This is a genomic window from Martinezella dioscoreae (genome assembly GCF_009176305.1).
GTDB lineage: Bacteria > Pseudomonadota > Alphaproteobacteria > Rhizobiales > Rhizobiaceae > Rhizobium > Rhizobium dioscoreae.
In genome coordinates this window covers 64392-90830 of the sequence record NZ_BLAJ01000006.1, presented here as the reverse complement: position 1 = coordinate 90830, position 26439 = coordinate 64392, and the positions used below count along the sequence as shown (strand labels likewise).

Sequence of the window (26439 nt, the reverse complement as noted above, 5' to 3'; positions counted from 1 at the left end):
CATCCAGACCGACGACTGCGTTGAGGTATACGCGCTGACAGTGGCCCGATGGCGGTCGCCATGTAATCCGCTCAATCCTACGTCCAGCCGGATTGGCCTCTAGGGTCCAATTTGCCCATCATCTACTTTGCATTGTCACGCGTGATGGCCGTGGTGTCGACAGTGACCGTCGCAAGCACTGAGCTTGTCGGTGACAAGGGCGTTTTCGTCGACAGGCCTTGCTTGTTCGCCAGTCTGACAAGCAACCGTTTGGCCATTGTCGTGCCGCGACGACCTGGACGATTTCATCCTGATCGACGGCTCGCCGTGGCCAAAGCTTCCGACCGATGGATATCAGCACCTCGTCCAAATACCAGATATTATTTCGCGAAGGTTTCCTTCTGCCCAACGGCTTTGCGTGAGCCACACCGAGTTTGCAGCCCCATCGCCGGATCGTTTCATAAGACACGACGATGCCACGCTCGGAAACATGTCCTCGACCAACCGCCGACTTAAGAGGAACCGGAAATAGAGCCAGACTGCACGAGCAATGATCTGTGGTGGAAAGCAGCGGTTCTTGTGACTAATCGTCGGCGAGCTCATCCGCACCCGGTCATCCATCAACCGTTAAGCCTCCCACATCTCATGCCCAGGACATCACCGCTCTTTCTCCGCCCTAGGGATCATGAAACACCTCGGTGAGCCAGTCAATGAAGACCCTGATCCGCGACGATAGGTGACGGTTCTGCGGGTAGAGCACGGAAACAGGCATCGGCGGGGGTCGGAACGCTTCCAGTATTGGAACCAACTGCCCGGCGGCGATCTGATGCGTCATGCGTTAGCGGGGAACCTGTATCAATCCCAATCCGGCCACGCCTGAAGCCTCGATCGCTGAAAAGAGAACTTATGGCGGGCAATCCACGGAGGCGCCGGCTTAACAATAAGTGCAGGTCTCGACCTATCGCCGCTTTCCTGCCACCCGCCCAAAGGGGGGCCGCCGTCGAGCTCACGTTGGCCGTAGATCTGTTCATCTTACTGCTCACGCTCAAGTTGCGGGGCGGACATATCCTCTTCGTACCACAAAGGCGTCTGCATCCGATCCCATTGATCGACATGCAGGACGTTCTTTCGAAGCATGGATCACACTCCGGTCCGCTCACTTACGCTCCGCCTTCCCTTCGGGAACATATCGCTTTCGCCAATAGACGCCGAGGATATTGCCAAGATCGCATACCGTCTGCTTCGAGACGGTGGTCACGAGGGGGAAAGTCTCGACATGACCGGTCCTGAAGCCCTGAAGATGGACGAAATTGCAGCGCGCATTTCCGCGTCAATCGGGAAGCCGGTAAAATATGTCAGCATTACCCCTGAAGAGCGACGTCGGGATTTGCTTGACAGGGGGCTGCCCGAAGACTTCGTCGACGCGCTCGACGAACAAACCGAGGAGCGGCTGAGGCACCCGTCGCTAAGGTGCTGATGGCCACGCATCAGACGTTTGGCGTCCAACCGACATGGTTTGTGGATTTTACACAGGAACACGCGGACAAATTGGGCGGGTGGCGGCCTAAGGAGGCAGATCGAGCGCACCAATCTCGCCTCGCGCCGAGGGGCGGAAGGCAGTGAAAACGGCGCAAGTGGCGCCACGAGACTTCTCGTGAGCCAGATGGTCGAGGAATTGAATACACGTGTGCTGTCAGTTGGATTAGTTTAAAGCCAACCGGCTCCCCAAATCGAATTCTGTCAACAGTTGCCAGATGGATGGCCTTGCGACGAATATCTACTCTTCTACCCGCTCCATTCGCCCGACGAGAAAAATGTAACAGCAAGCCGCCACTACCGCCAGGCCGGAGCATAGAGCGAGCCCAGGCGCGAAGCTCCCACCATTGACGAGATAACCAATTGCGATTGGTATCACGATGCTCGAGAGGCCTCCGAACAGGTTGAAGACGCCACCTGTCAAGCCAATCAATCGTTCCGGCGCCAATGCTGATACGTAGGACCAGGTAATCGAGGCCATTCCCGTTCCGAAGAATGCGATGGCCAAAAGCATGATGATGAGTCCAGGGCTCTCAACGAATTGCGCACCCACGATCAGGACGGAGAGAGCGATACCCGTAAGGACCGGGATTTTGCGTGAGGCGCTCAGACTATAGCCGGCACGAAGAAGCGCGTCCGAGATGAAGCCGGAGACGAGCACGCCCCCAAAACCGGCGAGAAACGGCACGGAGGCATAGAATCCGGCTTTGATGAAATCGAGATGTCGGTATTGAACCAGATACGTCGGGAACCAGGTAAGGAAAAAGTTAGCAGAAGCCAAGTAGCTGAACTGACCGATATAGAGTCCCCACAGCTTCTTCTTGCTGAGCACGACCACAAGATCGGACCAGGTAAAGGATTTGCGGCCTGCCTGTTCCCTCACCAAGCGTGAACTCAGCTCGGGAACGCCACCGCCTTCCCGGATAAGATCGAGTTCCGCGTCGTTTGTCCCTTTGAACTTGCTTGGATCGCGATAGATCGTCGCCCACAAAATGGCAGCGATCAAACCGAGGATACCCGTCAGGACAAACACTGAACGCCAGCCGTAGGCGGCTTCAATCCAGACGAGAACCGGCGTAAGAAAGCCGAGACCCACATATTGCGCGGAGATATAGATGCCGATTGTGGTGGCCCGTTCTCGCTCGGGAAACCAGGTTGTGACGATCCTGTTGTTGACGATATAGCTCGGCGCCTCGAAAACGCCTACGGCAAGTCGAAGGATAAAGAGGCTGACGATCCCGGCGACGAAACCGAGACTGAAAGTTGCCACCGACCAAACGAGGATTGTCAGGGGATAGACGATTCGCGGATGGACACGATCAGCGAGCCACCCGCCAGGGATCTGCATGGCCGTGTAGGTCCATCCAAATGCCGAAAACAACCATCCCATGGTCACCGGGTCGATTTTCAGTTCCGCCGACAAAGACGGTGCCGTGATCGACAGATTGGTGCGATCGAGGTAATTGATCACACCGGTTATAAATAAGAGTGCGGTAATGACATATCGCGTCCGGCTCGCCGACGCATAGTATGTTGAAATTGCCATAGTCTATTCCTCCCGGTCCTCCAATCACCAATTGGTGAAACTTCCATCGCCACGGCGCAGGTGGGGCGGCTCGAAATATTGAAAGTCGAGCTTGTTCAGCGCGTCTTCGTTCACCTCGATCCCCAAACCCGGAAACTGCGGTACGTCATAGGAACTGCCATTCAACTCGGCCTGTGACGGAAAGAGTTCACGCGAATCAAAACCAAGCTGTTCGACCGGTGACGCCCGACACTCCAGCCAAGCGAAGTTGGGCACCGCCGCTGCCAAATGCACGGTCGCCGCCGTGCAGACAGGTCCCAGCGGATTGTGTGGCATCAGGTCGACGTAATGCGCCTCGCTCCAGCCGGCGACCTTCATGGCTTCGGTAAAACCGCCCACATTGCAAATATCCAACCGATTGAATTGATGAATATCGCGCTCGATATAGGGCAAGAATTGCCACTTCGAGGAAAACTCCTCGCCGATCGCGAAGGGTACATCGGTCATTTTTCGAAGCGCCTCATAGGCCTCCGGCGTCTCGTCACGGATCGGCTCTTCGATGTAATCGAGGGTTCCGGAAGGCATCTTCTGGCAGAACGAGGCGGCTTCGGCGACGCTGAGCCGGTGATGGTAGTCGATCCCCAGAACGACTTCCGCGCCCACCTCCTCTCTCGCCTTAATCATCCAGGGAGCGGTGCGCGCGATCGACTCTCGCGGCTCGAAAAGATCAAAGGAGTGTTGGCCCCACGGAACGAAGCGGATGGAGTTCCAGCCCGCATCCTTCAGGATTATCGCCTGCTCGATCATCTCGGGACCGGGATTGGCCGGCGCGGTCGCAAACGCTGGGACGCGCTCGCGATGCTTGCCCCCGAGAAGGTCGTAAACGGGCACGCCGAGCGCCTTTGCGCGAATATCGTGGAAGGCGATGTCCAGCGCGCCAATTGCCGCCGTCAGTACACGACCACCTTCGAAATATTGGCTGCGGTACATTTCCTGCCACAGAGCCCCGGCCCGCCGAACATCGCAGCCGATCAGGAACTGTTCGTAATGACGGATCGCCCCGATGACGGCATGTTCCCTGCCCGTTAAACCGGACTCGCCCCAACCATGAATTCCATCTGAAGTCGTCACCTTGACCAGCAGCTGATTGCGATGACCAACCCGTGGTGTGAAGCACTCTATTCTTTCGATTTTCATGGATATTCGTCCGTTGGGAGAATGAACTAATGTGAGTTTCGTCAAACCGTGACGCCCAGGAAGGTAGGCCGCGCCGACAACGTCGCCCTTCAATGCAAGCGAAGCAGTCAAAGGACGCCAAATGCGCTGGTGCTCTGGATCCAGCCTCTGATGTGAGGTTTGTTATCCGGCCCAGCATCGCTGCGACAGATTTCCTATAAATGTTCGCACAGGATCGGCTCCTCCCTGGATTGCGGGTTAGACCTGACTTGATCTATCAAACTAACATCTGCGACATTTGCCGATGACTGCTTGCCCTCCCCAAGCGTTAAATGCGTTATAGATAGGATCTAGAATGTTTGCAAGCAGGAGAAGACCATGCTTCCGAAGGGCGTGATTATGGACACCGTCGAAAGGTTCGGCAGATCCATCGTGGAAGGTGATTGGCAACCTGGAGAGCAGTTGCCGCTGGAATCTGAACTCGCCTCTCGCTTCGGTGTCGGAAGAAACGCCTTGCGGGAAGCCGTCAAAGTCTTGGCAGGCAAAGGATTGATCAGGACCGCGCGCCGCTACGGGTCCCGCGTCGCCATGAAGGAAGAATGGAACGGGCTGGATGCCGACATCATCCGTTGGAAACTTAAAGATCGCAAATCGCACGCCATGTTTCGACGTGAGGTCGCGCAATTGCGGGAACTTATCGAGCCCGGCGCCGCATCCATGGCTGCTCGAAATGCGACGGCCGAAGAGAAGCAACACATTCAAGCGCTTGCAATGGCCATGCAAGATCTTCCGACGGTCGCGGCAATTGAGCAAGACATCGCCTTTCACCTCGCGGTCCTGCGAGCAAGCCACAATAGTTTGTTACTCGGCATAGGCAGATCGCTGGAGATCATGCTTCGTACCCTGTTCACGGCGGATCTGAGTTTGCACGATCGCGATCTCGTTTATGATCCGAACCCGATCATTCATCTGGCGCTCGCCAATGCCATCATGGGAGGCTTCGCGGACGAGGCCCGTCATATCGCCATGGCGATGATAGCTCGCGGCGCCGAGGGCGCGGACCGTCTCGATCATCGGTCGATTACTGCACCAGAGCCACCCGCGGGAGACCAGCCCAATCCGATCTGACTGCCAGGTGATAAGATCTTCGGATGCACCCACCCGCTTAGAATACGTTATAGATGGGATTTATAAAGTTCGAGCACTCGTGACGATATGCGGGTCCGTCCCGTCGCTTAGCCGATCTGCGTCGAGAATCCGCGCTTGTGTGCAATCTTATCTCCAAGTGCACAAAAGGTCTTCATCTGCTTGTCGGCAATATTCCATCTGCTTCTTGCATTCGGCGAAGCGAGTAATTTCCATTGCGAACCGTGCATTCCTTCGCGCGTCGTAGAACTCTACAATCGTTATCTAGTCTTTTGGCGCCAGATGACAGGCAATCGCGCCGCCACCCCGACGCAGGCGTACGTCAGGGGTGACCGACTAACAGATCTCAGTCGCTTTCGGACAGCGGGGATGAAAGGCACATCCTTCCGGGGGCTCAAGGGGGCTTGGTGGCTAAGATACATGACGACGATCCGGTCAGCCATGGGACGGACGACGGCAAGATTGTGGCTTATGAAGAGATAGGTGAGCCCAAGCTCGTCTTGCAGTTCATGCATAAGATTGAGGACCTGCGCCTGAACAGAAACGTCGAGCGCCGATGTTGGTTCGTCGCAAACGAGAAATTCCGGCTCGCTTGCCAGCGCGCGAGCGATCGATATGGCTGTCGCTGCCCACCGGAAAACTTGTGCAAAAGCGCTTGGCATCATCGGGCAAAAGACCGACGGTGCGCAGCAGTTCCGCTACGCGCTCATCGATCGCGTCATGTCCTTCACGCAAGCCAAACTCGCGGATTGGCTCGGCAATGATGTCGCCGACCCGCCAGCGCGGATTGAGGCTGGCATGCGGATCCTAAGATCATCTGCGCCTCCATCGGGCGGCCGTCTGAGGACGGCCCGAACACGATGACGCCTTCACTGGGGCCATGGAGCCCGATGACAAGTCGCGCCACGATGAACTTGCCGCAGTCGGATTCACCCCCAAGCGCCAGGATTTGCCTCTCCGATGACGAGAGCGACATCCTGCACGACGTGTAGATAGCACTTTGGCTTGCGATCGATCATCCGGTTGAGCCAGGCAGTGGAAACGTCGAAGACACGACTCAGCTGATCGACTTCCAGCGCTTTCTCGCGCTTCTCATTGCACGCCTCCACCATGGACCAGACAAGCGATACTGCCCTCGGCCGCACCGTGCCCTTTGGTCACCATCGCCGGGCGCACCTGTCGGCAGCGCGGTCCTCCCAAATCTCTTCGTCACTCCACGTCACAGACGCTCCGCTCTCGCCACTCACATCCATCGCCATCCGCGCAATGGCGCATTGGAAAGCGTTACTGGCGCCATCACCTGAACTCAGCCTCGTCCCGGATGCTCAGTGATCGTTCGACAACGTGACATCACCCCTTGATCGGTAATCTACTAAATGCCGAAAAGCGCAGGCAGCGGACCGCGTACCACCGATCCGCTGTCGGAGCGTCCATCATTCTTTCACAGCACCGGTCATCGACGAGACGTAGTAATCGACGAAGAAAGAGTAGAGGATAACGACCGGCAATGAACCAAATAAAGCGCCGGCCATGAGCGAACCCCACTCAAAGACATCGCCGCGAACCAATTCCGTCAGTACACCAACCGGAATTGTTTTGTTTTCCGACGATTGAATGAAGGTAAGCGCGTAGATGAATTCGTTCCAGGAAAGCGTAAACGCGAAGATGCCAGCCGAAATCAGCCCAGGCACCGCCAGCGGAAGGATAATTTTGACAAGGATCTGCCAGCGGCTGGCGCCATCGACCAGCGCGCTTTCTTCCAGCTCGAAGGGTATCGACCTGAAGTAGCCCATCAGCAGCCATGTGCAGAAGGGAATGAGGAAGGTGGGATAGGTGAAGATGAGCGCAAGTCTGGAATCGTAAATTCCAAGCTTGAAGACGATGAACGCCAGGGGAATGAACAGGATCGAAGGCGGAACGAGGTAGGCTAGAAAAATCAGCAACCCGATCGAACGAGAGCCGGTAAAACGCACGCGTTCGATCGCGTAGGCGCCAAAAATCGATGCCAGCAACGACAGCGCCGTCGATCCCACCGCCACCAATATCGTGTTCCAAAGCCAGCCCGGATAGGAGGTTTCAAAGAATAGGTACTTGATGTGATCGAGCGTCGGCCCCACGACCCAAAAGGGGCTATAGTTATTATAGTCGGTCAGCTGTGCGTTTGGCTTGATAGCCGTTATGGCCATCCAGTAGAAGGGAAATAGAAGCACGAAGACGAAGACCGCCATCGGCAGGTAGAGCATGACGATACGGCGAGGCAGGCGGTTCAGATAGCCCATCCCTTGGATGTCATCGGTCAGAACGGGATTGGCCGTCTCGGTTTTGATGGTCATGGCGTCCTCCCGGTCTCAGTCTTGTCCACCCTGCTGCCATTTGCGGCGCTGCAGACCGAAAAAGCTGAACATGATGGCGGCGAGTAGGAACGGGATCATGGCCACCGCGATTGCCGCGCCCTCGCCGAGCTGCCCGCCCGGGATGCCACGCTGAAAAGACAGTGTCGCCATCAGATGCGTCGCGTTGACCGGCCCGCCCTTGGTCAGCACATAGATCAACTGGAAATCCGTGAATGTGAACAGCACGGAGAAGGTCATCACGACGGCGATGATGGGGGTCAACATCGGTAGCGTTACATAACGGAAACGCTGCCAGCTTGTGGCGCCATCAAGCGATGCCGCCTCCTGCAGCGAAGCAGGGATTGTCTGCAGGCCGGCAAGCAGCGAGATCGCGACGAAGGGAATGCCGCGCCAGACATTGGCGATGATGACTGAGATCCGCGCATTGGTCGGATCGCCGAGGAAATTGATCGGGCCATGGATCACGCCGATCTTCATCAGCGACCATGAGATAATCGAAAACTGGGAGTCGTAGATCCACCAGAATGCCAATCCCGAAAGCACCGTCGGCACCACCCAGGGCAGAAGCACGATCGCCCGGAAGAAGGATTTGAATGGCAGGTGCTGATTGAGAAGCAGTGCCAACCAAAGGCCGAGCACGAATTTCAGGATCGAGGCGATGAAGGTGTAGAGCAGCGTATTGAAGACCGACAACCAAAATACGGAATCATTGGCCAGGAATTGATAATTCTCCAATCCGATAAAGCTGCCGCTGCGCCCGATCCGCGTGTCCGTGAAGCCGAGCCAGACTCCAAGTCCCAGCGGATAGGTGAGAAAACAAACCAGAAAGATGGCCGCCGGCAACATGAAGAGGAAGCCGAGCATATTGTTGTTCTGCATGAGCGATCTGATCGGGCCGCGCGTCGTATCGCTGGATGTCACGGTCGACATGGCATTATCTCCTGATGGACAGTCGCAGCATGCCGTCGCCGGCATGCTGCAGGTCTTAGCGGGCGATCAAACCTTGTAGTAGCGGTTTGCGCGGCGCTCAGCCTCTTTCATCGCATCCTCCGGCGTCATCTGGCCGGTCACCGCGGCGGCGAACATGTCGACGAGCACGTAATCGGCCATCACACCCGCCGAAGCATAGCCCAGTGGACCGGCATAGCCGTTCGGGCGCAGCGTTTCCGATGCGCGTGCATAGGGTGCATGGACGGGATCGGCGGTCCAGACGGGATTGTTGGCAAAGGCCTTCAAGGGTTGGCAGCAATAGGCGCTCGATCCTTGGATCCAGGCGTTCATCTGGTCGCCTTCCATCATGAACTTGATATAGGCCTTGGCTGCTTCCGGATATTTGGTATGGCTGAAGAGAACCAGCGAGCTCGTCTGGTGCAGTTCGACACTCTTGCCGACCGGACCGATCGGGAAGTTCGTGGTTCTGATATCGGCCGCGATTTCGGCGAGCTTCGGATCTTTTTTAGCTGCGTAATAGACCGAAACGCCGTTGGCGATCAGCGATACTTGTCCGGCAAGGAAGGCCCGGTTGTTGTTGATGTCCTGCCAGCTTTCCGTGCCGGGGATGAAGGTCGCATAAAGATCCTTCGCATAGTGGATTGCCGCCAGCGTTTCAGGGCTGTTGATGGTCACCTTACCGCTTTCGTCCACCATCTTGCCGCCATGGCTCCAAAGCAGCCAATGGGCGTAGTTGTTGCCGTCACCGACCGCCTTGCCATGCGGAAAGCCGGCGGGCGTGCCTTTGGCCTTCATGGCCTTGCAAAGCTCAAGGAACCCGGCGGTGTCCTTGGGGAATTCGCTGAAGCCGGCCGCCTTTACATGGCTGTCGCGATAAACGACGGCATTGCCGATCGCTGTCAGCGGCATGGCGATGAACTTGTCGCCGCGGGTTGCATAACCGCGCACGCCGTCATACCAGCCGCCATATTTGTTGCCGAGGTAGTTGCCGAGTTCCGTCAGGTCGACGAGTTTGTCAGGATACTGATGAGCATCGTCGAACCAGCACATGACCATGTCGGGGCCGGAACCGACATTGGCGGCGACGGCGGCCTTCGGTCGGATATCTTCCCAGCTTTCCTTGTCGATACGAACCTCAACGCCCGTCGTCTCGGTGAATTTCTTGGTATTTGCAAGCCAGGCATCCTCGTCTCCCTTGACGAAGGGGGTCCAGCGAAGCAGCCGGAGGCTCGCGCCCTTTTCGGGCGTGTAGCTGGGTTCGGCTTGAGCGAAAGATGGGCGTATTCCGAGCGGCGCGAGGCCGGCGATCCCGGCCGCTGCCGCCGATGCGGCAAGAAAGTCACGTCTCTTGAATGGCATGATACTCCTCCTTTGAAAACGGGAGCAAATTCCCCCGGCGCCCACCTTCCCGTTTGGTGGACGACGACTATCGCATTCGAACCGGTCGAATGCTTCCGCATCGATAGGTGAGCAGGAAGACTCCTCTTCTTCCGGCTCCCCACCGAAGCGACATCAAATCGTCAATCTCTGACCGCTTTCTGCGTCGAAGAGATGGACATGCGGCACATCGATGGAAATGCGCAGCGTATCTCCGGGTTTGGCACTAATCCTCTCCCGGAAGATGCAATTGACATCGCTGCCGCCGAAGCGAACCGTCATCTGCGTCTCATAGCCTGTCGGTTCGATCACGATGATTTCCGCGGGCAGCCCATCGGCATCGAGCATGATGTATTCCGGACGCAACCCATAGACGAGATCCCGACCCTTTGCGCCGGCAGGCGGATTTGCAATGGGCAGGACGGTACCATCCGACGCGATAAACCGGCCATCGCTCTTCGGATCGAGGCGGCCTCTGATCATGTTCATCGCCGGCGAACCGATGAAGCCTGCGACGAAAAGATTGGCAGGCGTGTCGTAGAGATCCAGCGGCTTACCTACTTGCTCGACGACGCCATCATGCATGACGACAATCTTGTCGGCCATCGTCATGGCCTCGATCTGATCATGCGTGACGTAAACGGTCGTGGTGCCAAGACGTTGGTGAAGCTCCTTGATTTCTGCGCGCATTGCGACCCGGAGCTTGGCATCAAGATTGGAAAGCGGTTCGTCGAAGAGGAAAACCTGGGGATCGCGCACGATCGCCCGGCCCATGGCGACACGCTGACGCTGACCGCCGGAAAGCTGGCGGGGATAGCGGTCGAGAAGTTTGGTCAGACCCAGGATTTCCGCCGCTTTCTTGACACGCTGATCCATGTCCGCTTTCGGCGCGCGTTTGAGCATCAGCGAGAAAGCCATGTTCTGGGCCACCGACATATGTGGATAAAGCGCATAATTCTGAAAGACCATCGCTATGTCGCGGTCGCCCGGTGCCACTCCATTGACGACGCGGTTGCCGATACGGATCTCGCCGGCGGAAATATTCTCGAGCCCGGCAAGCATTCTCAGGAGCGTGGATTTTCCGCACCCGGACGGTCCGACCAGGATCACGAATTCACCGTCCGCTATCTCGATGTTCACGCCCTTGATAACGGGGAACGCCCCGAATGATTTCCTGACATCGACAAACTCGACACCTGCCATAAAAGTCCCTCCCAGAACCTTTCACTTTCCTGACCTGCGGTCATCCCTCCTCCGAGACACCACCGCCGGAACGCATTAATCCAATTTCGACGTCCTATTCCCCGCTGCCGACCGGCATCTTTGTCTCCCTCACATTCATGTCAGTCAAATCCCCTCATGCTGGTCGGATCAGACCGGATTGCCGCTCGCCAGTTGAACCTTGGTCGTATCGTAAATACGTGTCAGATGATGCTCGAAGGCCGCAACGACGGCGTCGCGATCATGGCGAGCGAGCGCCTCGAAGATGGCCAGATGATCGAGGTAGCTTGCCTCGATGGCGCCCGGCTTGGCCATGACGTGGCGGCGGTAATTCATCATGTAAGTGTATAAATCGGTGACGAAGGCGGCCAGCAGCGGGTTTCCGCAGGCCCGATAGATCGCCACGTGGAATTCGCGGTCGCATATCAGGAAACGCATCGCATCGTTACCCCCGAGGCGCTGAGCCTCCAGCAGAGCCTGCACCTTTGCCAGAGTGACGTCATCGATGCGCTCGGCGGCATCGCCGACAACCTTGAGCTCGATATGAAGACGCGCGGCATGGACGGAGTCCAGATCGTAGCCGTCAATTGCATTGGAAGAGGCAATCGTCACGGTAATGTGGCTGAGATCGACCTCGCAGACACGACTGCGGCTGCCATGTGAAACCTCGATGATGCCCTGCGCGGCGAGCGCCTGAATCGCGCCACGCACCGTTTCGCGGCTGACATGGAGAACGTTGGCCAATTCGCGCTCGCCCGGTAGCTCGTCGCCCGGTCGCAACATATTGGTGGCGATCAGGACCATCAGCTTCTCGGCGATGACATCACGCGCCGTTCGGCGGGCGAGACTCCGCGCGATATTCGGCCCCTCGGTCAAGATCGGACTTTCGTCCATCGCTCCCCCCGGTCCACTGGTTGGTCCAGTAGATCAGTTAATTAAAGATCGTTGAGGAAATCAGTCAAGACAAATTCGTTTGCCACCGCCGACACGGAGTCTAACTGTTGGTTCCACGATACCGCCGCTTGGCATGGCCTAACCAGCGAGGCGGCTCGACCGCCGCCTGCCTTTCTCAATTGGATTACAAGTTTGATCACAAGCACCCGTTGAGGCAAACCTCTTGATTGTTTCAGGACGGCGAAGATAAAGCCCGCGCGGAACGGGAGGCGCATTGCATTTGGCAATGTTTTCAGCGCAGGCTTAATCGCTCACTTCGAACCTTCCTGTCCTCAAGCCAATCTTTGCCCGCGGACCCAGGTGATCCGTCCATCGACTATATGAGCGGATCGGCATTACCTGCATTGAAGCAGCTTGCGCCCTCCCTTCCAAAGTCCAACTCGAAACAATCGTGTCTCACTCAGCTTCGTCGCTCTGTTGGAACGAAGCGATCGTCGTCATAGGTGGAGAGATAGCCAGTATATATCGGCACCGCCAACCTGCGAGCCTTGAAATAGGCAAAAGCGTCAGCAAGATTGCCGCTAGCGGTTTCAAGTTCGATCCGTTTGCGAAAGTGCCCAGGCTGGCCGACGGACTCGAGCCTATCAAGTTTGCTTAGCATTTCCCCGCTCAGTTCGTAGAGTTCGCCGCTGACGATCGATCCGGTTCCAGGTTCATCAAACATCATGGGTGCAAACCATTGACCCGCGATCACCATTGGATAGGCCTTTCGCGTCTGAGCGCGGCCACAATAATGCGCGCCTGCCAAGCCTCGCTGATGCAGCACAAAACCCTTCTTCAAGGTTCCGAAGGCGAATACGCGGACGATCTCAACCATGATGCTCTAAAGTCTCTCGGCGAAGGTAAGCCGGATTTGGCACGATATCCGCCGAGACCTCGATCCCGCCCGCCAACGGTGCGTCACCGCGAGCTCCCTCGTCATACCGGATATCGCCTCCCGAGGCCGCCGAACCTGCGGTGTTGCGATCGTTTGCCGATTGAGCGAAAATGTCCTGCCTCGAAATTGCGTGCTCCTGAACTAGATGTTCGACGACAAGATTTGTTGCCTGACGTATTTGGAATGTGGCGCTGATTGTCGTGGTGCTGTTATCCGCCATTGCTGTCTCCTGCTGATAAGGTTCACAGCAAGAGAACGCTTTTTAGCTCTTGGTAGTTTCCGGAAGGTTTCTTGTATACTGCGAGAGCTGACCCATGATTCCATCCGGCCTTACACAGTGATGAAGTAGAGCGCTCTCATATCGCTTTTGTTCGATCATCTAGCTCATCGTCCGGCAAAACTTCGACGGGCTCGTCGGCTTATCAAGCCGTTCCATATGCTGGAAGCGAAGAGGGGTTGCCGATGCGTCGTAGCCTTGCCTATGCCGAGGCACACCGCTACCCCGAGCAGAGAGATCGAACGATCTGGCAGGTGTTCGACGAGGAACGCAGCGGCGTGGTCCATTACGCCGAGCCCTTTGATGGTTTCCACTATGCCCGGCCTCGGCGTCAAAGACCTGCACGGTCCGTTTTGACAGCGACTAATACTCCGTCTGTTGATTATCGCACGAATTTAATTCACTTTTTTATTCTGGACGGATCCGCCCACACCGCAAGAAAATGTTTTCGATCAACACCATAATTGCACTCAGTTGGTACAACGCGAAATGAAAAAGTGGCTCAAATTGAGCTGAAACTCAGCACGCCAACCTCTAGATCAGCCGGACGCGGCGCGCCGCCACGACTCGATAAAGAGGATCACCCCAGGCCAGGTGTTCCTGCAACGCCGAAAAGACCAGGCTAACGTCGTGTTCGTCGTTAGAGGCCACCGCGGCGGCCCTTATCTCCGGCCAGTCCGGCACCTGCATCTCACGCATCACCTGAAGGGCTTCGGCGGTCGGAAGCACCGGGAAGCCGATCTTCGGAACGAGTGTGGCAATCACCTGCCAAAAGGCACGGTAGAGCGGCAGCGGAGCATCCAGATGCGGCGCGACCAACCGAGCCCAATGCAAGCCGGTAACGGCGTGGAGCGCCGAGAAATCCATGGTCGCGGCGAATAGGGCCAGGGCCGTCTCCGCCATGCGTTTCGGTGTCGCTTCATCAATGCGCAAGCGATCGATCACCGGCGGAAAGTCCGGCAAGGCGGCGACTTCGCGTATATTGTGCCAGAGAAGATCGGTTTCAGGCACATAGTCGTGTGCGCCGGCAACATCATTCATAGCAGCGAGAATCGCTGCCGGATCGTCCGTGTCCGGTTTTATCCCAGTCGGATCGGGCAAGGGCAGATAACAGGTTGCCCAGTATCCGAGCGCCGTTCCCACTTCCGCTGGGTCGCTGTTGAGCACCGCGTAAGCCAGCCGCATCAGCGGGTGCAGCGCACTGCCGGCCACACCCTGGATAAGCCGAGGCAAATAATGGCGGATCGCGGCATCGGTCCCGAGCCGTTCGACTTCCGCGACGAAATAGGCGCGATAATCTGATTCCCGCGTCCGGTCACCGAGCGCCACGTCCCAATGCTCACGCTCGATCGGGGCCACGGTTGGCGGCGCGGGAACGAGCTGGTTTGCCACGCGATAAATCTCGTACCATTCGTCGAGACGCTCAGGGGTCGCGCCCATGCGATCGAGCGCCACGAGGACCATTGGAACGTGATTGGCGAGCAGATAGGGAAATTCCACGCTGTCACGCCGAGCCCTTTCCAGAACCTTGTCGAGCGGAAACGTAGGTATGATTGTCATGATGACACTTCCTTCATGCCTTCAAGGTCTCCATCATAGCCGCGCGGATCGAAATGATGCTCCCGATAGGCCGCAAGGTCACGGAGAAAATCGTCGGCCGCCTCGTGAAAGAGACCACCCACAACCGCATCGACGATGCGCGGCAGACCGTATTTCATGCCAGTCACACCGTTACTGATCGGGCCTAGGCTAGCAATGGCTGAACAATTAAACAAATGGATGTGCGACAGCCAGCCATGGGTCGCCGCATTCTTCGGCGTGAGTTCGAAGCCGCGCCCGAGATAGGGATGGGCCGCGATCTCGGCCGATGCCTCGCCATCCGGCGGCGTGAAACGATCGGACCAGAAAGCAACATGCGGCGCAATGCTCTTCAATTCCGCGCGCTGGTTGAAATCGATCGTATAACCGGTTCCAAGCAGGAGATGATCGGCGCTGAACATGCCGCTGTCGCTTTCGATCACAACCCGCGCGGCATCCAATGTCACGGACTGCACCTTGTGGCCCAGCGCCATCGTGAAGCGCGGATCGGACACGACACGGTCGAACTGATCCTGTGTCGGCGGGATCTTGAAGCCATTGTATAGCCGCATATAGCGCCATTTTTGCAGATCCGACAGATCGCCGAAATGACCGAGGAAGCCCGGAAAATTGGTCCAGGCCAACACTTCCGTCCGGCCGAAATTGCGCGAGCGGCCGATCATCGCCACGCTTTTCGCACCCTTTTCCAAAGCCGTCACCGCCCAGTCGAAGCTGGAGGTCGCCGAACCCAGAATGGCGACATCTCGATCCTTGAGATGGCTGTCGTCTGCGATCTCGGCACTATGGGTCCAGTACGACTTGGGCAAGGTACGAACGAAATCGGGGATCATGGGCGCGCCGCCGCCATCAATACCGGTCGCCAGCACAAGCCGATGGCATTCGATCTGTCGCGTTTCACCGTCCGCTTCGAGCGCAAGCCGCAACCAGCCGCCGACTTGCGAGATACCGGCAAGGCTCGTGCCGTTGGCCACATCAGGCTCCGTCACCGCACGATACCAGCCGAGATAGGCCATCCAGTCTTGCCGTGACATCTTGTCGAGGCTTTCATAGGCGTCTGTGCCATGGACGGCTTCGTACCAGGCGCGCGGCGTCAGCGACGGCAGGCCAAAATCCGGCCCCGCGAGATATTTCGGCGAGCGCAGCGTCTTCATGCGCGCGCAGCCGATCCAAGGCCCTTCCCGCCCCTTCCCGGCCTTGTCGATCACCTGAACACCCGCAACCCCACGCCGTTTCAGGCCAAAGGCGATAGCGAGCCCCGACATGCCGGCCCCACAGATCACGACATTATAGCGCGAGATACAAGCAGGTCCTGGCTCCGGTGCTGGAGCCCAGACCCGCCCGAGCGCTTCCGTGGCCTCCATCTCGGCGACGAGCCGTTTTTCTAGCGTTTCAAGTCGCGATATGCTGAGACCCCCATTCATGTTCGATCCTGACATTTTTTTCTTTGACACGGCCTCGCGCCAAGTCCGGCATGACCGCAGTCTCTTAAGCAAGCCGGCCGATGCGCAAAAACGAGGCATATTGCACAATCATCAAGCAAAAAATGAGCGATATTGTTCAATTTTGTTATATTCAGGCCGTTATTGCTTTTTTGTCAAGTGTACTTGAGTGCGTTTTTGTTTGATGTATAGTGGCAATCAATCATGAAAAGGAGAACACTAATGACATTCATGAAGGGGAATTTTCAGAAATTTGCTACCGTTTGCATCCTTGCCCTGACAGCGGGCATGGCGCAGGCCGCCGACAAGCCGCTGGCCGGCATCACTCTCAATCTGGCATCCATGAACGACCAGTTTTCGGCCGTGCTGGCGCAGATCGCGCCCGAGTTCAAGGAAGCGACCGGCGCAGAGATCAAGGTCGACATCATGGATTACGGCTCTCTGCTGACGAAGACGACCGCCGATTTCGTGGGCCACACCGCCGGCTATGACCTGATCACCATGGACATCGTCTGGGCAGGGCAGTTCGCCGCCAATGGCTATACGATTGATCTCAACGACCTGATGAAGCGCGATGCCAAGGAGCTCGATACCGCCGACATCTATCCCAAGCTCATGGAAGCGCTCGGCAACTACAAAGGCAAGCAGGTCGCCTACCCCTTTGCCGGCTATGCCAACGTTCTCGCCTATCGCAAGGATCTCTTCGATGCCGCCGGCCTGAAGGCGCCGGAAACGATGGAAGATCTGGTTGCCGCCGCCTATAAGCTGACCGACCCGGCCAAGAAGCAGTACGGCTTTGTCGCCAACGGCCAGAAAGGCCCGGCGGTCGCTCAGGACTGGATGCAATATAACGCCGAAATGGGCGGCGCCATCCTCGACAAGGACGGCAAGCCCGCGCTCAATTCCGAAGCCAATATCAAGAGCCTGACTGTTTATCGCGATCTCTTCAAGAAGGCAGCTCCTCCCGGTGCCGCCGACTATGACTGGGGCGGCCGCGAGGAAAGCTTCCGCCAAGGGATTGCCGCCACGATGCAGACTTGGTCTGTCGGCGCGCCCGGCTATTACGATCCGAAGACGTCGAAGGTGGTCGGCAAGGTCGATGTCGCGCTTGCTCCGCGCGGTAAGGGTTTACCGAAGATCTACGGAATCGGCGGCTGGGGCATGGCCATCAACGCCGATGCGAAGGACAAGCAGAAAGAAGCCGCCTGGACCTTCATCAAATGGGTCATCAGTCCGAAGATCCAGAAGGAGATGAATATGCTCGGTGCGGGCAGCTACATCCGCAAGAGCACGGTTACCGACAAGGAGCTGAACGCCAAGTATCCATTCCTGCCTGTCCTCAACGAAGTCTTCGAGAACGGCGACGGCGACTATCGCCCGCGCATTCCGGAGTATCCGGAAATCCAGGACATCCTGGGCACGGCAGTCAACTCCGTCCTCGTTGGTACGGTCGAGCCCAAGGCCGCGCTTGACGCGGCGCAGGAAGCAGCCGCCAAGCTGTTCTAAGAACAGGCCCGCTTCACGAAAGACCGTGACGCGGCCTTTCATTTTCGAGGGCGCTGGTCGCGCGAGCTTCAACGGTACGCTGAAAGCAAGATTCCGTTTGCACGCCGGCCCGTTTTCCTCTCAGATCGAAACGCGAAGCAAACGGCCATTCGGTGATGACGAATTACGCGATGAACCTGACCAGCTCCGTTGAAAGCAAGGCGGCCACGGGCTTCTCGCCTGTCCCTTTTGCCACGCGGCGAAAATTGTTCCTGCTTGCCATGGCGCTCCCCGCCGTCGCCTATGTGATCGCGCTCGGCGTCTTCCCGCTCGTAAAAGGCATGTGGTACAGCCTATACGAATACAATCTGCTGAAACCGGCGCGGACGCATTTCGTCGGCATCGACAATTACTTCAACCTGCTGGCAGACGCCGATTTTCGCGGCGCCATCGCCAATACGGTGATCTTCACCGTCTTTTCCGTCGCCATCGAACTCATCTTCGGCTTTGTCATCGCGCTGGCGCTCTGGCGCGACGACCGGTTTAATCGCGTCTGCCTGACATTGATCCTTGTTCCCGTCACCATCACGCCGCTGGTCGTCGGTCTCATCTTCAAGGGCTTGCTGCTCGCCGACTACGGCATGGTCGGCTATTATCTTGCCCAGTGGGGTATCACCGATCCGCGCGGCCTCTTCGCCACGCCGTCGACCGCGCTGGCCACGCTCATCTTCATCGACATCTGGGAATGGACGCCGCTCGTCGCGCTCATTCTGCTGGCCGGCCTAAAGGCGCTGCCCGGCGACCTCCTGGAGGCCGCCGCCGTCGACGGAGCAACCGCCTGGCGCACCTTCCGTTCCATCACCTTGCCGCTCATGCTGCCAGCCGTCATGCTGGCGCTGACGCTGCGCACCATCGACGCCTTCCGCGTCTTTGACAGCGTGTTCGTGACGACCGGTGGCGGACCGGGCAATTCGACCAACATGCTCATGGTCTATGCGGTGAAGGAGGGCCTGAGCTTCTTCAATATCGGCAAGGCGTCGGCGATTTCCAACATCGCGCTTCTCTGTGTGGCGATCATCGCCACCTGCTTCATCCTCATGATCCGCCATTTCGACAAGAAGGCCAACGGCCGATGACGCGACGCTCCATGGTCTTTGACACGGCACGACGCGGCTTCCTGCTGCTGACCCTCGTCTTCTTCCTGCTGCCCTTCCTGTGGCTCGCCATGACCGCCTACAAACCGTCGAACGCGATCTTCTCCATTCCGCCGCATCTCTTCTTCACGCCGACGCTGGACCAGTTCCGCAATGCGCTGCGAATCTTCGATGTCGGCAGCCTCATCGCTTCCAGCCTCTTGATTGCAGGCGGCTCGATGCTGTTTTCGCTGATACTCGGCGTTCCTGCCGGCTATGCGCTCGCCCGCTCGAGACATCCTGCCGCCATGGGCGTTGCTTATTTCTTCATGACGATCCGCATGGTCCCCGCTGTCGCGGCGCTTATCCCGTTCTATCTGCTGATGCGCGATATCGGCCTTATCGGCAGCTTGTTCAGCGTCGTCCTCATCAATTGCGTGCTTAACACCGCCTTCGTGAGCTGGATGATGTATTCCTATTTCCGTGGCCTGCCGCAGGAGCTGGAAGAAGCGGCGCTGACGGATGGCTGCCGGCAGTTCAGCGCCTTCTGGAAAGTATCTTTGCCCGCGGTGCGTTCCGGCATCATCGCCTCCGCACTCTTTTGCGTGCTCTTCTCGTGGAACGACTTCCTCTTCGCCATGTTCCTGACACGGCTCGATTCCAAGCCGATCTCGGTGGCGTTACTTTCGGCCTACGGCACAAAGGATATCACCTGGGGGACGCTGGGGGCGTTGGCGCATTTCTCGACCGTGCCAATCGTGCTCATCGTCCTCGTCCTCAACCGCTATTTCGTGCAGGGACTGACCAAAGGCATCAACTGAGCGGACAAACTCCGACGATTAAAAAGGTGGGCATCTCGCGGGGCCTTTTGGCATTTCGAGCAAGACAAACAAAACGTCCGGAGCGCTTCATATGCTTCCGGTTTTAACGGAAACGCTCCCCGCGAGCACCTTTCTCAAGCCGCTTTCGAAGCCAGATAATTCTTCCAGCCGGCATGCGCGGTAATGTCGATCGCGCCGTTCAGCGCCACGGTCTCGCAAAGGAATCCGGATACCTGGCGACCGCTCTCGAGCGCGACCTTACCGATCCCCAGCGGTTGCGGAATGCGCTCGATGAAATCGGCAAAGCCTGCGAGCGGCAGTGACCAGATCTCGACCTCGATGCCCGGCCCCTTGGCGTTCGGATCGCGAACGAGACCGGGCTTGGCCGGTGTCGTGCCGGTGAGCGCATAAAGCCGATAATCGCCTGTCGTGCGGGTATGGCCACGGAATACGCCGCCGCGCTCCGTCAGTTCATGATTGAGCGGCATGCCGGACAGATGTGCGCCGACAACGGCAATCTCGCGGTGACCGGCCGGAATTTCCGTTGGGGCGCCATAGGCCGGATAGGGATTGAGGTTCATGCCGAGCCCGATGCCGGCGCGATGATGGAATTCAGCCGCGATCGCCGCCGCTTTCGCTTCAGCCATGCCGGGAGCGAGGAAGGTGACACCCGAGGGCAACCCGTCGACGCGGAAACCGTTCGGCACGGCGATCCCGCAAAGCCCCATCAGATTGACGAAATTGGTATAGATACCGAGGCGCGCGTTGAGCGCGATCGGATCGGCGAGAATCTCGCTTTTGCGATAGATCGTCGGCGTCGTCGGCACCAGAAGCACTTCGATGTCATCCCAGATTGGGCGTGTCGCGCATTTCAACTCGGCGATGCGGTGAATGGCGCGGAATGTATCAACGGATGAATATTGCCCGCTGTTTTCGAGAATCGTCTTTGTGACCGGATGGATCGCGTCGCCATGCTGGGCCAGCACCTTATCGAGGCTGAGCGCACGCTCCGAAATCCACGGGCCTTCGTAGAGAATACGCTGGGTTTCCTCGAATGCGGCGAAATCGACCTCGACCGCCACGCCACCCATGGCATCCAGCCGCTTGACGGCTTCCTGGAACAGCCGCTCCGCCTCGCTATCGCCGAAGAAGCGAAGCGCCGCGCCGGCAGGAATGCCGAAGCGGAACTTCGGCGGGGCCGGCCGCATGTCGAGCGCGACATGATCGGCCTCGGGCTTGGAAAAGGGATAGGTCGGATCGTAGCCGGTGATGACGCGCATGACCGCCATGCCATCCTCCACCGTCAGCGCGAAGACGGACACGGTCTCGATCGTCTTCACGCAGCCGCCGCCCGATACGCAGGCATTGCTGACAATGCCCGGCGTCGGCTTGATCCCGACGATATTGTTGAAGCCCGCCGGCACGCGGCCGGAGCCGGCGGCGTCATTGGCGATCGAGAAGCTGGAAAGCCCTGCCGCCACGGAAACACCAGAACCGGAACTGGAACCACCGGAAATATAATCATCGTTGAACACCGACGAACACGCACCATACGGCGTACGCATGCCGACAAGGCCGATGCCGAACTGGTCCATGTTGGTCTTGCCGATCAGGATCGCGCCATTGTCGAAAAGGCGCGTCACGGCCTGACCGGTGCTTTCGGCTATATAGGTCCCCTCTTTCAGCGCATTCGTCGTCGGCAGGCCGATAACGTCGTTGCAATCCTTGATCGAAAAAGGAATCCCCCAGAGAGGACGGCCGTCATAGCCGGCATTCTCCAATTCCTCTGCCGCTCTCAGTGCGTCGGCGCGGGAGACAAGATAGATCCATACATGGTCGTCACCCCGCGCCTCGATCCGGTCATAGATGGCGTTGACGACCGTGGAAGGCTTGAGTTGACCGGACGCATAGGCAGCTGTCAGCGTATGGAAGTCGAGGCTGCCGGTCTCGGCCGGCCAGTGAAAATCAGACATGTCGATCCTCTTCAGGTCGGGATGGGCGCCCTCAGCGCCGAGAGCAGTTGATCCGAGCACGTCACGGTGCCAAAAAGCCCGTTGCCGAAGACGGTGATGCGCAATTGCCCGGCATGACGTGCATCCGTCGTTCCCTTGCACGCATCGGAAACGGCGATGCATTCGAAGCCCATGTCATTGGCAGCACGTTGGGTCGCGTGCAGCAGGCCCTCGGTTGGAACACCCGCCAGCACCAGATTGCGGATGCCGCGCCGCTGCAACCAGGCTTCGAGCCCAGTCGAATAGAAGGCATTGTCGCCCGGATGGTCGAAGATCAAAGCCTCCACCTGCAGGCCGAGCATGTCGGAAAGCTGCCATTCCGACGTCCCGGGCGCAAAGACGGGATCGCCCATGGCGGCGCGCCGGGCAGCAGCCGGGGAAAGCGTCTCGCTGCGGCCGCGCCGGCTCGCAATCACCGGCAGGCCGGCTTCCCGGGCGCATGCGATCAGCTTTGCCGCAACAGCAGCCTCCGGCTCCGCACCGAGTGCGGCGATCGTACCGTTCTGGAACCCCAGGATGAGAAGCGCGCTGTCGGCAGCGCTCCATTGCCCGTCGAAGGGCCAGGAATACGGGGCGGCGGCAACGCCGGGGAAGTTGTCAGCCATGAAGCGCCTCCACGGCGGCGCGGAAGCTCGCGAGATCGGACACTGTCCCCCAGCGGCCGCCGAAGGCTTTCAAGATATCCATCGTCGCTTCGTGATTTGCCGTTTCGACCGCTGCCGTGCAGTCTTCGAGAATGACGCATTCATAACCGCGCTCGAAGCCGTCTCTGAAGGTCGATTGCACACAGCAATCGGAGGTGACGCCGATGACGATGAGATGGGTGATGCCTAGAGCCGTCAGCCGCGCATCGAAATCGGTCGCGTGGAAACCCGACTTGCCCGGCTTGTCGATCACCATTTCGCCAGCGAGCGGCGCAAGCTCGGGAACGATTTCGAAGCCGGGTTCGCCGCGCACGAGGATGCGCCCGGAAGCACCTTCATCGCCGATGCCGAGCCCATGGATGCGGGTGCGCCATTGCTTGTTGGCCGGTAGATCCGACAGGTCCGGCTTATGGCCCTCTCGGGTGTGGAAGACGGCTAGGCCCGCGGCCCGCGCGATTGTCAGGGCCTCGGCAACGGCCGGGATGATGGAGCGCGTATTGTTGACATCCTCGCCCAACTGATCGACCCACCCGCCCGGCGCGCAGAAATCGACCTGCATGTCAATCACGACGAGCGCCGCCTTTGCGGCGCGTTCAGGCGGATTACAGGGCCAGAAATTCATCATGCGCGAAGCCTCCGCTCCTCAACCAGGTCGAGGATCGCCGCGAAGTCGGTGAAATCCGCGCCATAGCGCAGCACCGGCATGCCCGCCGCCCGCGCCGAGGCCGCGCCCACGACGCTATCCTCGACGGCCAGCATGTGCGAAGCATCAAGGCCAAGACGCCCGCTGGCAAGCCGATAGGGCTCGGGATCGGGCTTGCCGTGCACTACATCCTCGCGCCCGATCGCAAAGGCCATCGCGCGGTCGAGCCCCATAGCCTTAAGATTGGCCTCGACGATGCGGCGAGACGAATTGGAAACCGCGCATTGAACAAGCCCGGACTCGGCTAGCGCAAGCACCGTCTCCCGCGCGCCAGCAATCGGTTGCAATTCGGCGGTCCGCTCAATATAGGCTTCGACAATCTCGGCGATCCAAGTCTCCGGGCCAAGTCCCAGCGGATAGAGCGGTGCGAGCGTCGTCCAGACATCGCTCATCGCCACCCCGATGAAACGCGTATCATCGGCAGCAATGTTGACGCCATAGCGCTCCGAAACGGCCATTAGCGCCTTGTGGTGAACCGGTTCGCTGTCGATCAGCGTCCCGTCGACATCCCAGGCGATTGCCTTGATCATGGCTAGTCTCCACGCGCGAAGAAGGGTTTCAGCGACCGGTAGAGATCGCGGTAGTCGGCATAGATCCGGTCGCCGGCGGCGACACCTTCGGGCGAAGGCTGCAGCACCGCGCCAAAACGCACGGAGGCCGCGACATCCTCCCATGCCGCCACGCCTGATCCGGCCGCCGTCACCCAGGCCGCACCAATCGACGAGCCGAAGGCATCCGACAAGACATGGATCGGCTGGCCGCAGATATCGGCGACGATCTGCATCCAGATACGGCTTCGGCTTCCCCCGTCGGAGGCGATCAGCCGTGTTGCCGGGCGCCCCGTTTCCGAAAGAACATCGAGATGATGGCGGAAGCCGCAGGCAATCGCCTCCAACGCCGCGCGCCATATATGGCCGCGCGTATGACCGAGACTGAGGCCGGTGAACGTACCGCGCGCCAGCGGGTCATGTATCGGCGTCTTCTCGCCGAGAAAATAAGGCAGTGCACGCACGCCGTCCGCGCCGGCAGGCACGGCCGCCGCTTCCTGGTCGAGCTGCTTTAAAACATCGTCACCTTCCGAGCCACCGATGAGGGCGGCAAGCCATCTGAGAAGCGAGCCGGAGGAGGCCATGCAGCCGTTCGGCGCATAAAGGCCGGGGACGAGATGGTAATCCAGAAAAAGTTGACGATCTGGCTCCGGCCTGCCGGCAATGGCGATGATATCGCCTGCCCCACCAAATTTGAGGAGGACATCGCCGGCCTGCGTCAGGCCAGCCGCTAGCGCGGAGGCGATATGGTCGGCGGCTCCGCCGAAGACGGGCAGGCCTTCCGGCAGGCCGGTCAGTTGCGCCGCGTCTGCCGTCACCGCGCCGATGACCTCATGCGATGCGACGAGCTCCGGCAGGGCGCCGGGGCGAAGTCCCGACAGCACCACGAGGTCGTCCGCAATCCGGTGATCGTCAAGATCGATGAATCCCGCTTCGAGCGCCCAGTTGCGCTCGACCGTCAGGCGCCCGGTCAGGTGCATGTTGATGAAATCATAGGAGCCGAGGACATGGGCGATCCGGCCATAGACATCCGGCTCATGCGCCTTGAGCCATTGCAGTTTCGGGGCGACCAATTGCTGGGTCAGGCCCTGGCCGGTGCGGCTGAGGAAGCGCGCCTCGTCCAACGCCGCTTTCATGGCTTCGACTTCCGCCCCGCAACGCGCATCGCTCTGCTGGATGCTCGCACGCAGGACGCGGCGCTGGCGATCGAGCAGCACCACAGCCGGCAACATTCCGGTGACGCAGACGCCGGCGAGTTCGCATCCCTCAGGCAAGCGCGTGATCATGTCCCGCACCACGACCTGCGTGTTCGCCCACCATTGCCCAGGGTCGGCCTCGGCAAAACCGGGATGCGGCGAGGACAAATGCGAGGGGCGCGAGGCCGAGGCCAACGGTTTTCCGGTTTCCGACATCGCTACCGCGATCGTCGAGGTCGTCCCGATATCGATGCCGATGAACACGGGCATGGCGAAAGAACCTTTCAATCGCGGATCGCGTTTTCAGTCGCTGCGTCGAAGAAATGCAGTTCTGCCGGGTTGACCGACAGGGCGATCGTCTCGCCAACGCAAAGCGGAAGTGTTGCCGGCACGGAGGCACGCAATCGAGGGCCGGAAAGCGAAACTTCGTCTGCCTCCGCCGTCACCTCCTCCAGCTTGCCGGCCCCGCCAATCTCGAGATGGATAAGTTTCGTGGCGCCGAAATCCTCCATGAAGGCAACCGTTCCTTCCATGCGCCCGAAACTCGGATCAACAGCATCCGCGGTGCTCAACGCCTCGGCCCGAACGCCGACAATGATCTCCTTGCCGACATGACGCGCAAGCGCCGGACGCGCGGCAATGACAGGCTCTGGCACCGGCAGAGTGAACCCTCCGGCGGCAGCAGCCAGACCGCCCTCACTGCCCGCCAGCGTGGCTTTCAGGAAGTTCATCGACGGCGTGCCGATGAAACCGGCAACGAAGAGATTGGCGGGCGTGTCGTAAAGCGCGCGCGGCGTGCCGAGCTGCTGCAAAACGCCGGCGCGCATCACGGCGACGCGGTCACCCATGGTCATCGCCTCGATCTGGTCATGCGTGACATAGACGGTGGTAATGCCGCTCAACTTCTGCAGCCGGGCGATTTCGGCCCGCATCTGGCCGCGCAGCCGTGCGTCGAGATTGCTCAAAGGTTCGTCCATCAGAAACGCCTTGGGCGCGCGCACCAGCGCCCGGCCCATCGCCACGCGCTGTCGCTGACCGCCGGAAAGCTGCCCCGGCTTGCGGCCGAGATAGGCGTCGAGTTCGAGAAGCTTGGCCGTTTCCCTGACCTTGCGATCGATTTCCGTCTTGTCGACGCCGCGCACGGAAAGGCCGAAGCCGATATTCTCGGCAACGGTCATATGCGGATAAAGCGCGTAGGATTGAAAGACCATCGCGATGTCGCGGTCACGGGGCGCAAGGCCGTTGGCGAGCGTATCGCCAACCAACAGGCGACCCGAAGTGATATCCTCGAGACCCGCAATCATTCGCAGCGCGGTCGACTTACCACAGCCGCTTGGGCCGACTAGAACCAGAAACTCACCATCCTCGATGGTGAGATCGAGGTGCTGGATTGCCGCATATCCGTCCGGATAACGCTTTTCCACTCCCTCAAAGACGATGGATGCCATGCTCTCTCCGATATGATGCGGCTTGGGCGGTCGGCTGG

23 protein-coding genes and 2 pseudogenes are annotated in these 26439 nt (G+C 58.9%); 5 read left to right on the top strand and 20 right to left on the bottom strand.

The annotated features are described in order from the left end of the window. Positions 1-180: 180 nt before the first annotated feature. Together GDN47_RS32420 and GDN47_RS32620 are read right to left on the bottom strand one after the other, a co-directional pair. A pseudogene (locus GDN47_RS32420) lies at positions 181-582 on the bottom strand (transposase family protein); the annotation flags it as partial. A gap of 73 nt (positions 583-655) precedes the next feature. Then, positions 656-814 carry a LysR substrate-binding domain-containing protein gene (locus GDN47_RS32620; protein ID WP_113396164.1) on the bottom strand — a complete coding sequence of 53 codons (159 nt, stop codon included), beginning with the start codon at positions 812-814 and terminating at the stop codon, positions 656-658. Between the two features lie 441 nt (positions 815-1255). On the opposite strand from GDN47_RS32620, the gene GDN47_RS23360 reads away from it, so the two are divergent. Beyond that, positions 1256-1456 carry a Rossmann-fold NAD(P)-binding domain-containing protein gene (locus tag GDN47_RS23360; protein ID WP_145322874.1) on the top strand — a complete coding sequence of 67 codons (201 nt, stop codon included), beginning with the start codon at positions 1256-1258 and terminating at the stop codon, positions 1454-1456. Between the two features lie 300 nt (positions 1457-1756). Here the strand turns inward: GDN47_RS23360 and GDN47_RS23355 are convergent, their stop codons facing one another. Continuing rightward, the gene (locus tag GDN47_RS23355) at positions 1757-3061 is read right to left on the bottom strand and encodes an MFS transporter (RefSeq protein ID WP_113420304.1); all 1305 of its coding nucleotides are present in this window, start codon (positions 3059-3061) and stop codon (positions 1757-1759) included. Positions 3062-3085: 24 nt separating this feature from the next. Beyond that, positions 3086-4237 carry a mandelate racemase/muconate lactonizing enzyme family protein gene (locus GDN47_RS23350; protein WP_152094349.1) on the bottom strand — a complete coding sequence of 384 codons (1152 nt, stop codon included), beginning with the start codon at positions 4235-4237 and terminating at the stop codon, positions 3086-3088. Between the two features lie 357 nt (positions 4238-4594). Here GDN47_RS23350 and GDN47_RS23345 point away from each other — a divergent pair, with 357 nt between their 5' ends. Then, complete coding sequence (locus GDN47_RS23345; protein ID WP_113352262.1) at positions 4595-5344, top strand: FadR/GntR family transcriptional regulator; 750 nt, start codon at positions 4595-4597, stop codon at positions 5342-5344. A 282-nt stretch (positions 5345-5626) separates the two neighbouring features. Here the strand turns inward: GDN47_RS23345 and GDN47_RS23340 are convergent. The 10 genes and pseudogenes from GDN47_RS23340 to GDN47_RS23295 all read right to left on the bottom strand — a co-directional run bounded on the left by GDN47_RS23340 (position 5627) and on the right by GDN47_RS23295 (position 16393). Then, positions 5627-6474: pseudogene (locus GDN47_RS23340) on the bottom strand (ATP-binding cassette domain-containing protein). Between the two features lie 321 nt (positions 6475-6795). After that, complete coding sequence (locus GDN47_RS23335; protein ID WP_069614176.1) at positions 6796-7695, bottom strand: carbohydrate ABC transporter permease; 900 nt, start codon at positions 7693-7695, stop codon at positions 6796-6798. Between the two features lie 15 nt (positions 7696-7710). Next, positions 7711-8646: a carbohydrate ABC transporter permease gene (locus tag GDN47_RS23330; RefSeq protein WP_113396167.1), complete on the bottom strand. Its 936-nt coding sequence runs from the start codon at positions 8644-8646 to the stop codon at positions 7711-7713. A gap of 66 nt (positions 8647-8712) precedes the next feature. After that, on the bottom strand, positions 8713-10026 hold the full coding sequence (locus GDN47_RS23325; protein ID WP_112722171.1) for an ABC transporter substrate-binding protein: 1314 nt from the start codon (positions 10024-10026) through the stop codon (positions 8713-8715). Between the two features lie 153 nt (positions 10027-10179). Further along, a complete protein-coding gene (locus tag GDN47_RS23320; protein WP_113352264.1) occupies positions 10180-11247 on the bottom strand; it encodes an ABC transporter ATP-binding protein in 1068 nt (355 codons plus the stop codon). A 168-nt stretch (positions 11248-11415) separates the two neighbouring features. Continuing rightward, complete coding sequence (locus GDN47_RS23315) at positions 11416-12159, bottom strand: FadR/GntR family transcriptional regulator (protein WP_152094348.1); 744 nt, start codon at positions 12157-12159, stop codon at positions 11416-11418. A gap of 460 nt (positions 12160-12619) precedes the next feature. Beyond that, entirely contained in the window at positions 12620-13036 is a 417-nt protein-coding gene (locus tag GDN47_RS23310) for a gamma-glutamylcyclotransferase family protein (RefSeq protein ID WP_113390723.1), read from the bottom strand. Next, a complete protein-coding gene (locus GDN47_RS23305; RefSeq protein WP_152094347.1) occupies positions 13029-13316 on the bottom strand; it encodes a hypothetical protein in 288 nt (95 codons plus the stop codon). The genes GDN47_RS23310 and GDN47_RS23305 overlap by 8 nt, the downstream gene beginning before the upstream one ends. A gap of 591 nt (positions 13317-13907) precedes the next feature. Further along, positions 13908-14933: a questin oxidase family protein gene (locus tag GDN47_RS23300; protein ID WP_152094346.1), complete on the bottom strand. Its 1026-nt coding sequence runs from the start codon at positions 14931-14933 to the stop codon at positions 13908-13910. Next, positions 14930-16393, bottom strand: a complete 1464-nt coding sequence (locus GDN47_RS23295; protein ID WP_233790072.1) for a SidA/IucD/PvdA family monooxygenase — start codon at positions 16391-16393, stop codon at positions 14930-14932. The genes GDN47_RS23300 and GDN47_RS23295 overlap by 4 nt, the downstream gene beginning before the upstream one ends. A 249-nt stretch (positions 16394-16642) precedes the next feature. On the opposite strand from GDN47_RS23295, the gene GDN47_RS23290 reads away from it, so the two are divergent. The 3 genes from GDN47_RS23290 to GDN47_RS23280 all read left to right on the top strand — a co-directional run bounded on the left by GDN47_RS23290 (position 16643) and on the right by GDN47_RS23280 (position 19850). Continuing rightward, a complete protein-coding gene (locus GDN47_RS23290) occupies positions 16643-17917 on the top strand; it encodes an ABC transporter substrate-binding protein (RefSeq protein ID WP_371865530.1) in 1275 nt (424 codons plus the stop codon). Between the two features lie 170 nt (positions 17918-18087). After that, a complete protein-coding gene (locus GDN47_RS23285) occupies positions 18088-19032 on the top strand; it encodes a carbohydrate ABC transporter permease (protein ID WP_113390744.1) in 945 nt (314 codons plus the stop codon). Positions 19033-19043: 11 nt separating this feature from the next. After that, entirely contained in the window at positions 19044-19850 is an 807-nt protein-coding gene (locus GDN47_RS23280; protein WP_152094404.1) for a carbohydrate ABC transporter permease, read from the top strand. A gap of 134 nt (positions 19851-19984) precedes the next feature. Here the strand turns inward: GDN47_RS23280 and atzF are convergent, their stop codons facing one another. From atzF to GDN47_RS23250, 6 genes are read right to left on the bottom strand one after another with little or no spacing between them, the layout of a single operon-like run. Beyond that, positions 19985-21823 (bottom strand): allophanate hydrolase, encoded by a 1839-nt coding sequence (atzF, locus tag GDN47_RS23275; protein WP_113390726.1) that lies wholly within the window; start codon positions 21821-21823, stop codon positions 19985-19987. Positions 21824-21834: 11 nt separating this feature from the next. Beyond that, positions 21835-22467, bottom strand: a complete 633-nt coding sequence (locus GDN47_RS23270) for a cysteine hydrolase family protein (protein ID WP_152094344.1) — start codon at positions 22465-22467, stop codon at positions 21835-21837. Next, positions 22460-23131, bottom strand: a complete 672-nt coding sequence (locus tag GDN47_RS23265; protein ID WP_113352274.1) for a cysteine hydrolase family protein — start codon at positions 23129-23131, stop codon at positions 22460-22462. Before GDN47_RS23265 ends, GDN47_RS23270 begins: the two co-directional genes overlap by 8 nt. Continuing rightward, positions 23128-23739: an HAD family hydrolase gene (locus tag GDN47_RS23260; protein WP_113352275.1), complete on the bottom strand. Its 612-nt coding sequence runs from the start codon at positions 23737-23739 to the stop codon at positions 23128-23130. The genes GDN47_RS23265 and GDN47_RS23260 overlap by 4 nt, the downstream gene beginning before the upstream one ends. A gap of 2 nt (positions 23740-23741) precedes the next feature. Next, a complete protein-coding gene (locus GDN47_RS23255; RefSeq protein ID WP_152094343.1) occupies positions 23742-25223 on the bottom strand; it encodes an FGGY-family carbohydrate kinase in 1482 nt (493 codons plus the stop codon). A gap of 14 nt (positions 25224-25237) precedes the next feature. Next, a complete protein-coding gene (locus GDN47_RS23250) occupies positions 25238-26401 on the bottom strand; it encodes an ABC transporter ATP-binding protein (protein ID WP_152094342.1) in 1164 nt (387 codons plus the stop codon). Positions 26402-26439: the final 38 nt, after the last annotated feature.

Coding starts and splice junctions, on each gene's coding strand:
- GDN47_RS23330 (WP_113396167.1), bottom strand. CDS start 8,646: ATGTCGACCGTGACATCCAGCGATACGACGCGCGGCCCGATCAGATCG.
- GDN47_RS23360 (WP_145322874.1), top strand. CDS start 1,256: ATGACCGGTCCTGAAGCCCTGAAGATGGACGAAATTGCAGCGCGCATT.
- GDN47_RS23350 (WP_152094349.1), bottom strand. CDS start 4,237: ATGAAAATCGAAAGAATAGAGTGCTTCACACCACGGGTTGGTCATCGC.
- GDN47_RS23345 (WP_113352262.1), top strand. CDS start 4,595: ATGCTTCCGAAGGGCGTGATTATGGACACCGTCGAAAGGTTCGGCAGA.
- GDN47_RS23320 (WP_113352264.1), bottom strand. CDS start 11,247: ATGGCAGGTGTCGAGTTTGTCGATGTCAGGAAATCATTCGGGGCGTTC.
- GDN47_RS23295 (WP_233790072.1), bottom strand. CDS start 16,393: ATGAATGGGGGTCTCAGCATATCGCGACTTGAAACGCTAGAAAAACGG.
- GDN47_RS23310 (WP_113390723.1), bottom strand. CDS start 13,036: ATGGTTGAGATCGTCCGCGTATTCGCCTTCGGAACCTTGAAGAAGGGT.
- atzF (WP_113390726.1), bottom strand. CDS start 21,823: ATGTCTGATTTTCACTGGCCGGCCGAGACCGGCAGCCTCGACTTCCAT.
- GDN47_RS23260 (WP_113352275.1), bottom strand. CDS start 23,739: ATGATCAAGGCAATCGCCTGGGATGTCGACGGGACGCTGATCGACAGC.
- GDN47_RS23325 (WP_112722171.1), bottom strand. CDS start 10,026: ATGCCATTCAAGAGACGTGACTTTCTTGCCGCATCGGCGGCAGCGGCC.
- GDN47_RS23355 (WP_113420304.1), bottom strand. CDS start 3,061: ATGGCAATTTCAACATACTATGCGTCGGCGAGCCGGACGCGATATGTC.
- GDN47_RS23280 (WP_152094404.1), top strand. CDS start 19,044: ATGGTCTTTGACACGGCACGACGCGGCTTCCTGCTGCTGACCCTCGTC.
- GDN47_RS32620 (WP_113396164.1), bottom strand. CDS start 814: ATGACGCATCAGATCGCCGCCGGGCAGTTGGTTCCAATACTGGAAGCG.
- GDN47_RS23335 (WP_069614176.1), bottom strand. CDS start 7,695: ATGACCATCAAAACCGAGACGGCCAATCCCGTTCTGACCGATGACATC.
- GDN47_RS23315 (WP_152094348.1), bottom strand. CDS start 12,159: ATGGACGAAAGTCCGATCTTGACCGAGGGGCCGAATATCGCGCGGAGT.
- GDN47_RS23305 (WP_152094347.1), bottom strand. CDS start 13,316: ATGGCGGATAACAGCACCACGACAATCAGCGCCACATTCCAAATACGT.
- GDN47_RS23285 (WP_113390744.1), top strand. CDS start 18,088: ATGAACCTGACCAGCTCCGTTGAAAGCAAGGCGGCCACGGGCTTCTCG.
- GDN47_RS23250 (WP_152094342.1), bottom strand. CDS start 26,401: ATGGCATCCATCGTCTTTGAGGGAGTGGAAAAGCGTTATCCGGACGGA.
- GDN47_RS23300 (WP_152094346.1), bottom strand. CDS start 14,933: ATGACAATCATACCTACGTTTCCGCTCGACAAGGTTCTGGAAAGGGCT.
- GDN47_RS23255 (WP_152094343.1), bottom strand. CDS start 25,223: ATGCCCGTGTTCATCGGCATCGATATCGGGACGACCTCGACGATCGCG.
- GDN47_RS23290 (WP_371865530.1), top strand. CDS start 16,643: ATGAAGGGGAATTTTCAGAAATTTGCTACCGTTTGCATCCTTGCCCTG.
- GDN47_RS23270 (WP_152094344.1), bottom strand. CDS start 22,467: ATGGCTGACAACTTCCCCGGCGTTGCCGCCGCCCCGTATTCCTGGCCC.
- GDN47_RS23265 (WP_113352274.1), bottom strand. CDS start 23,131: ATGATGAATTTCTGGCCCTGTAATCCGCCTGAACGCGCCGCAAAGGCG.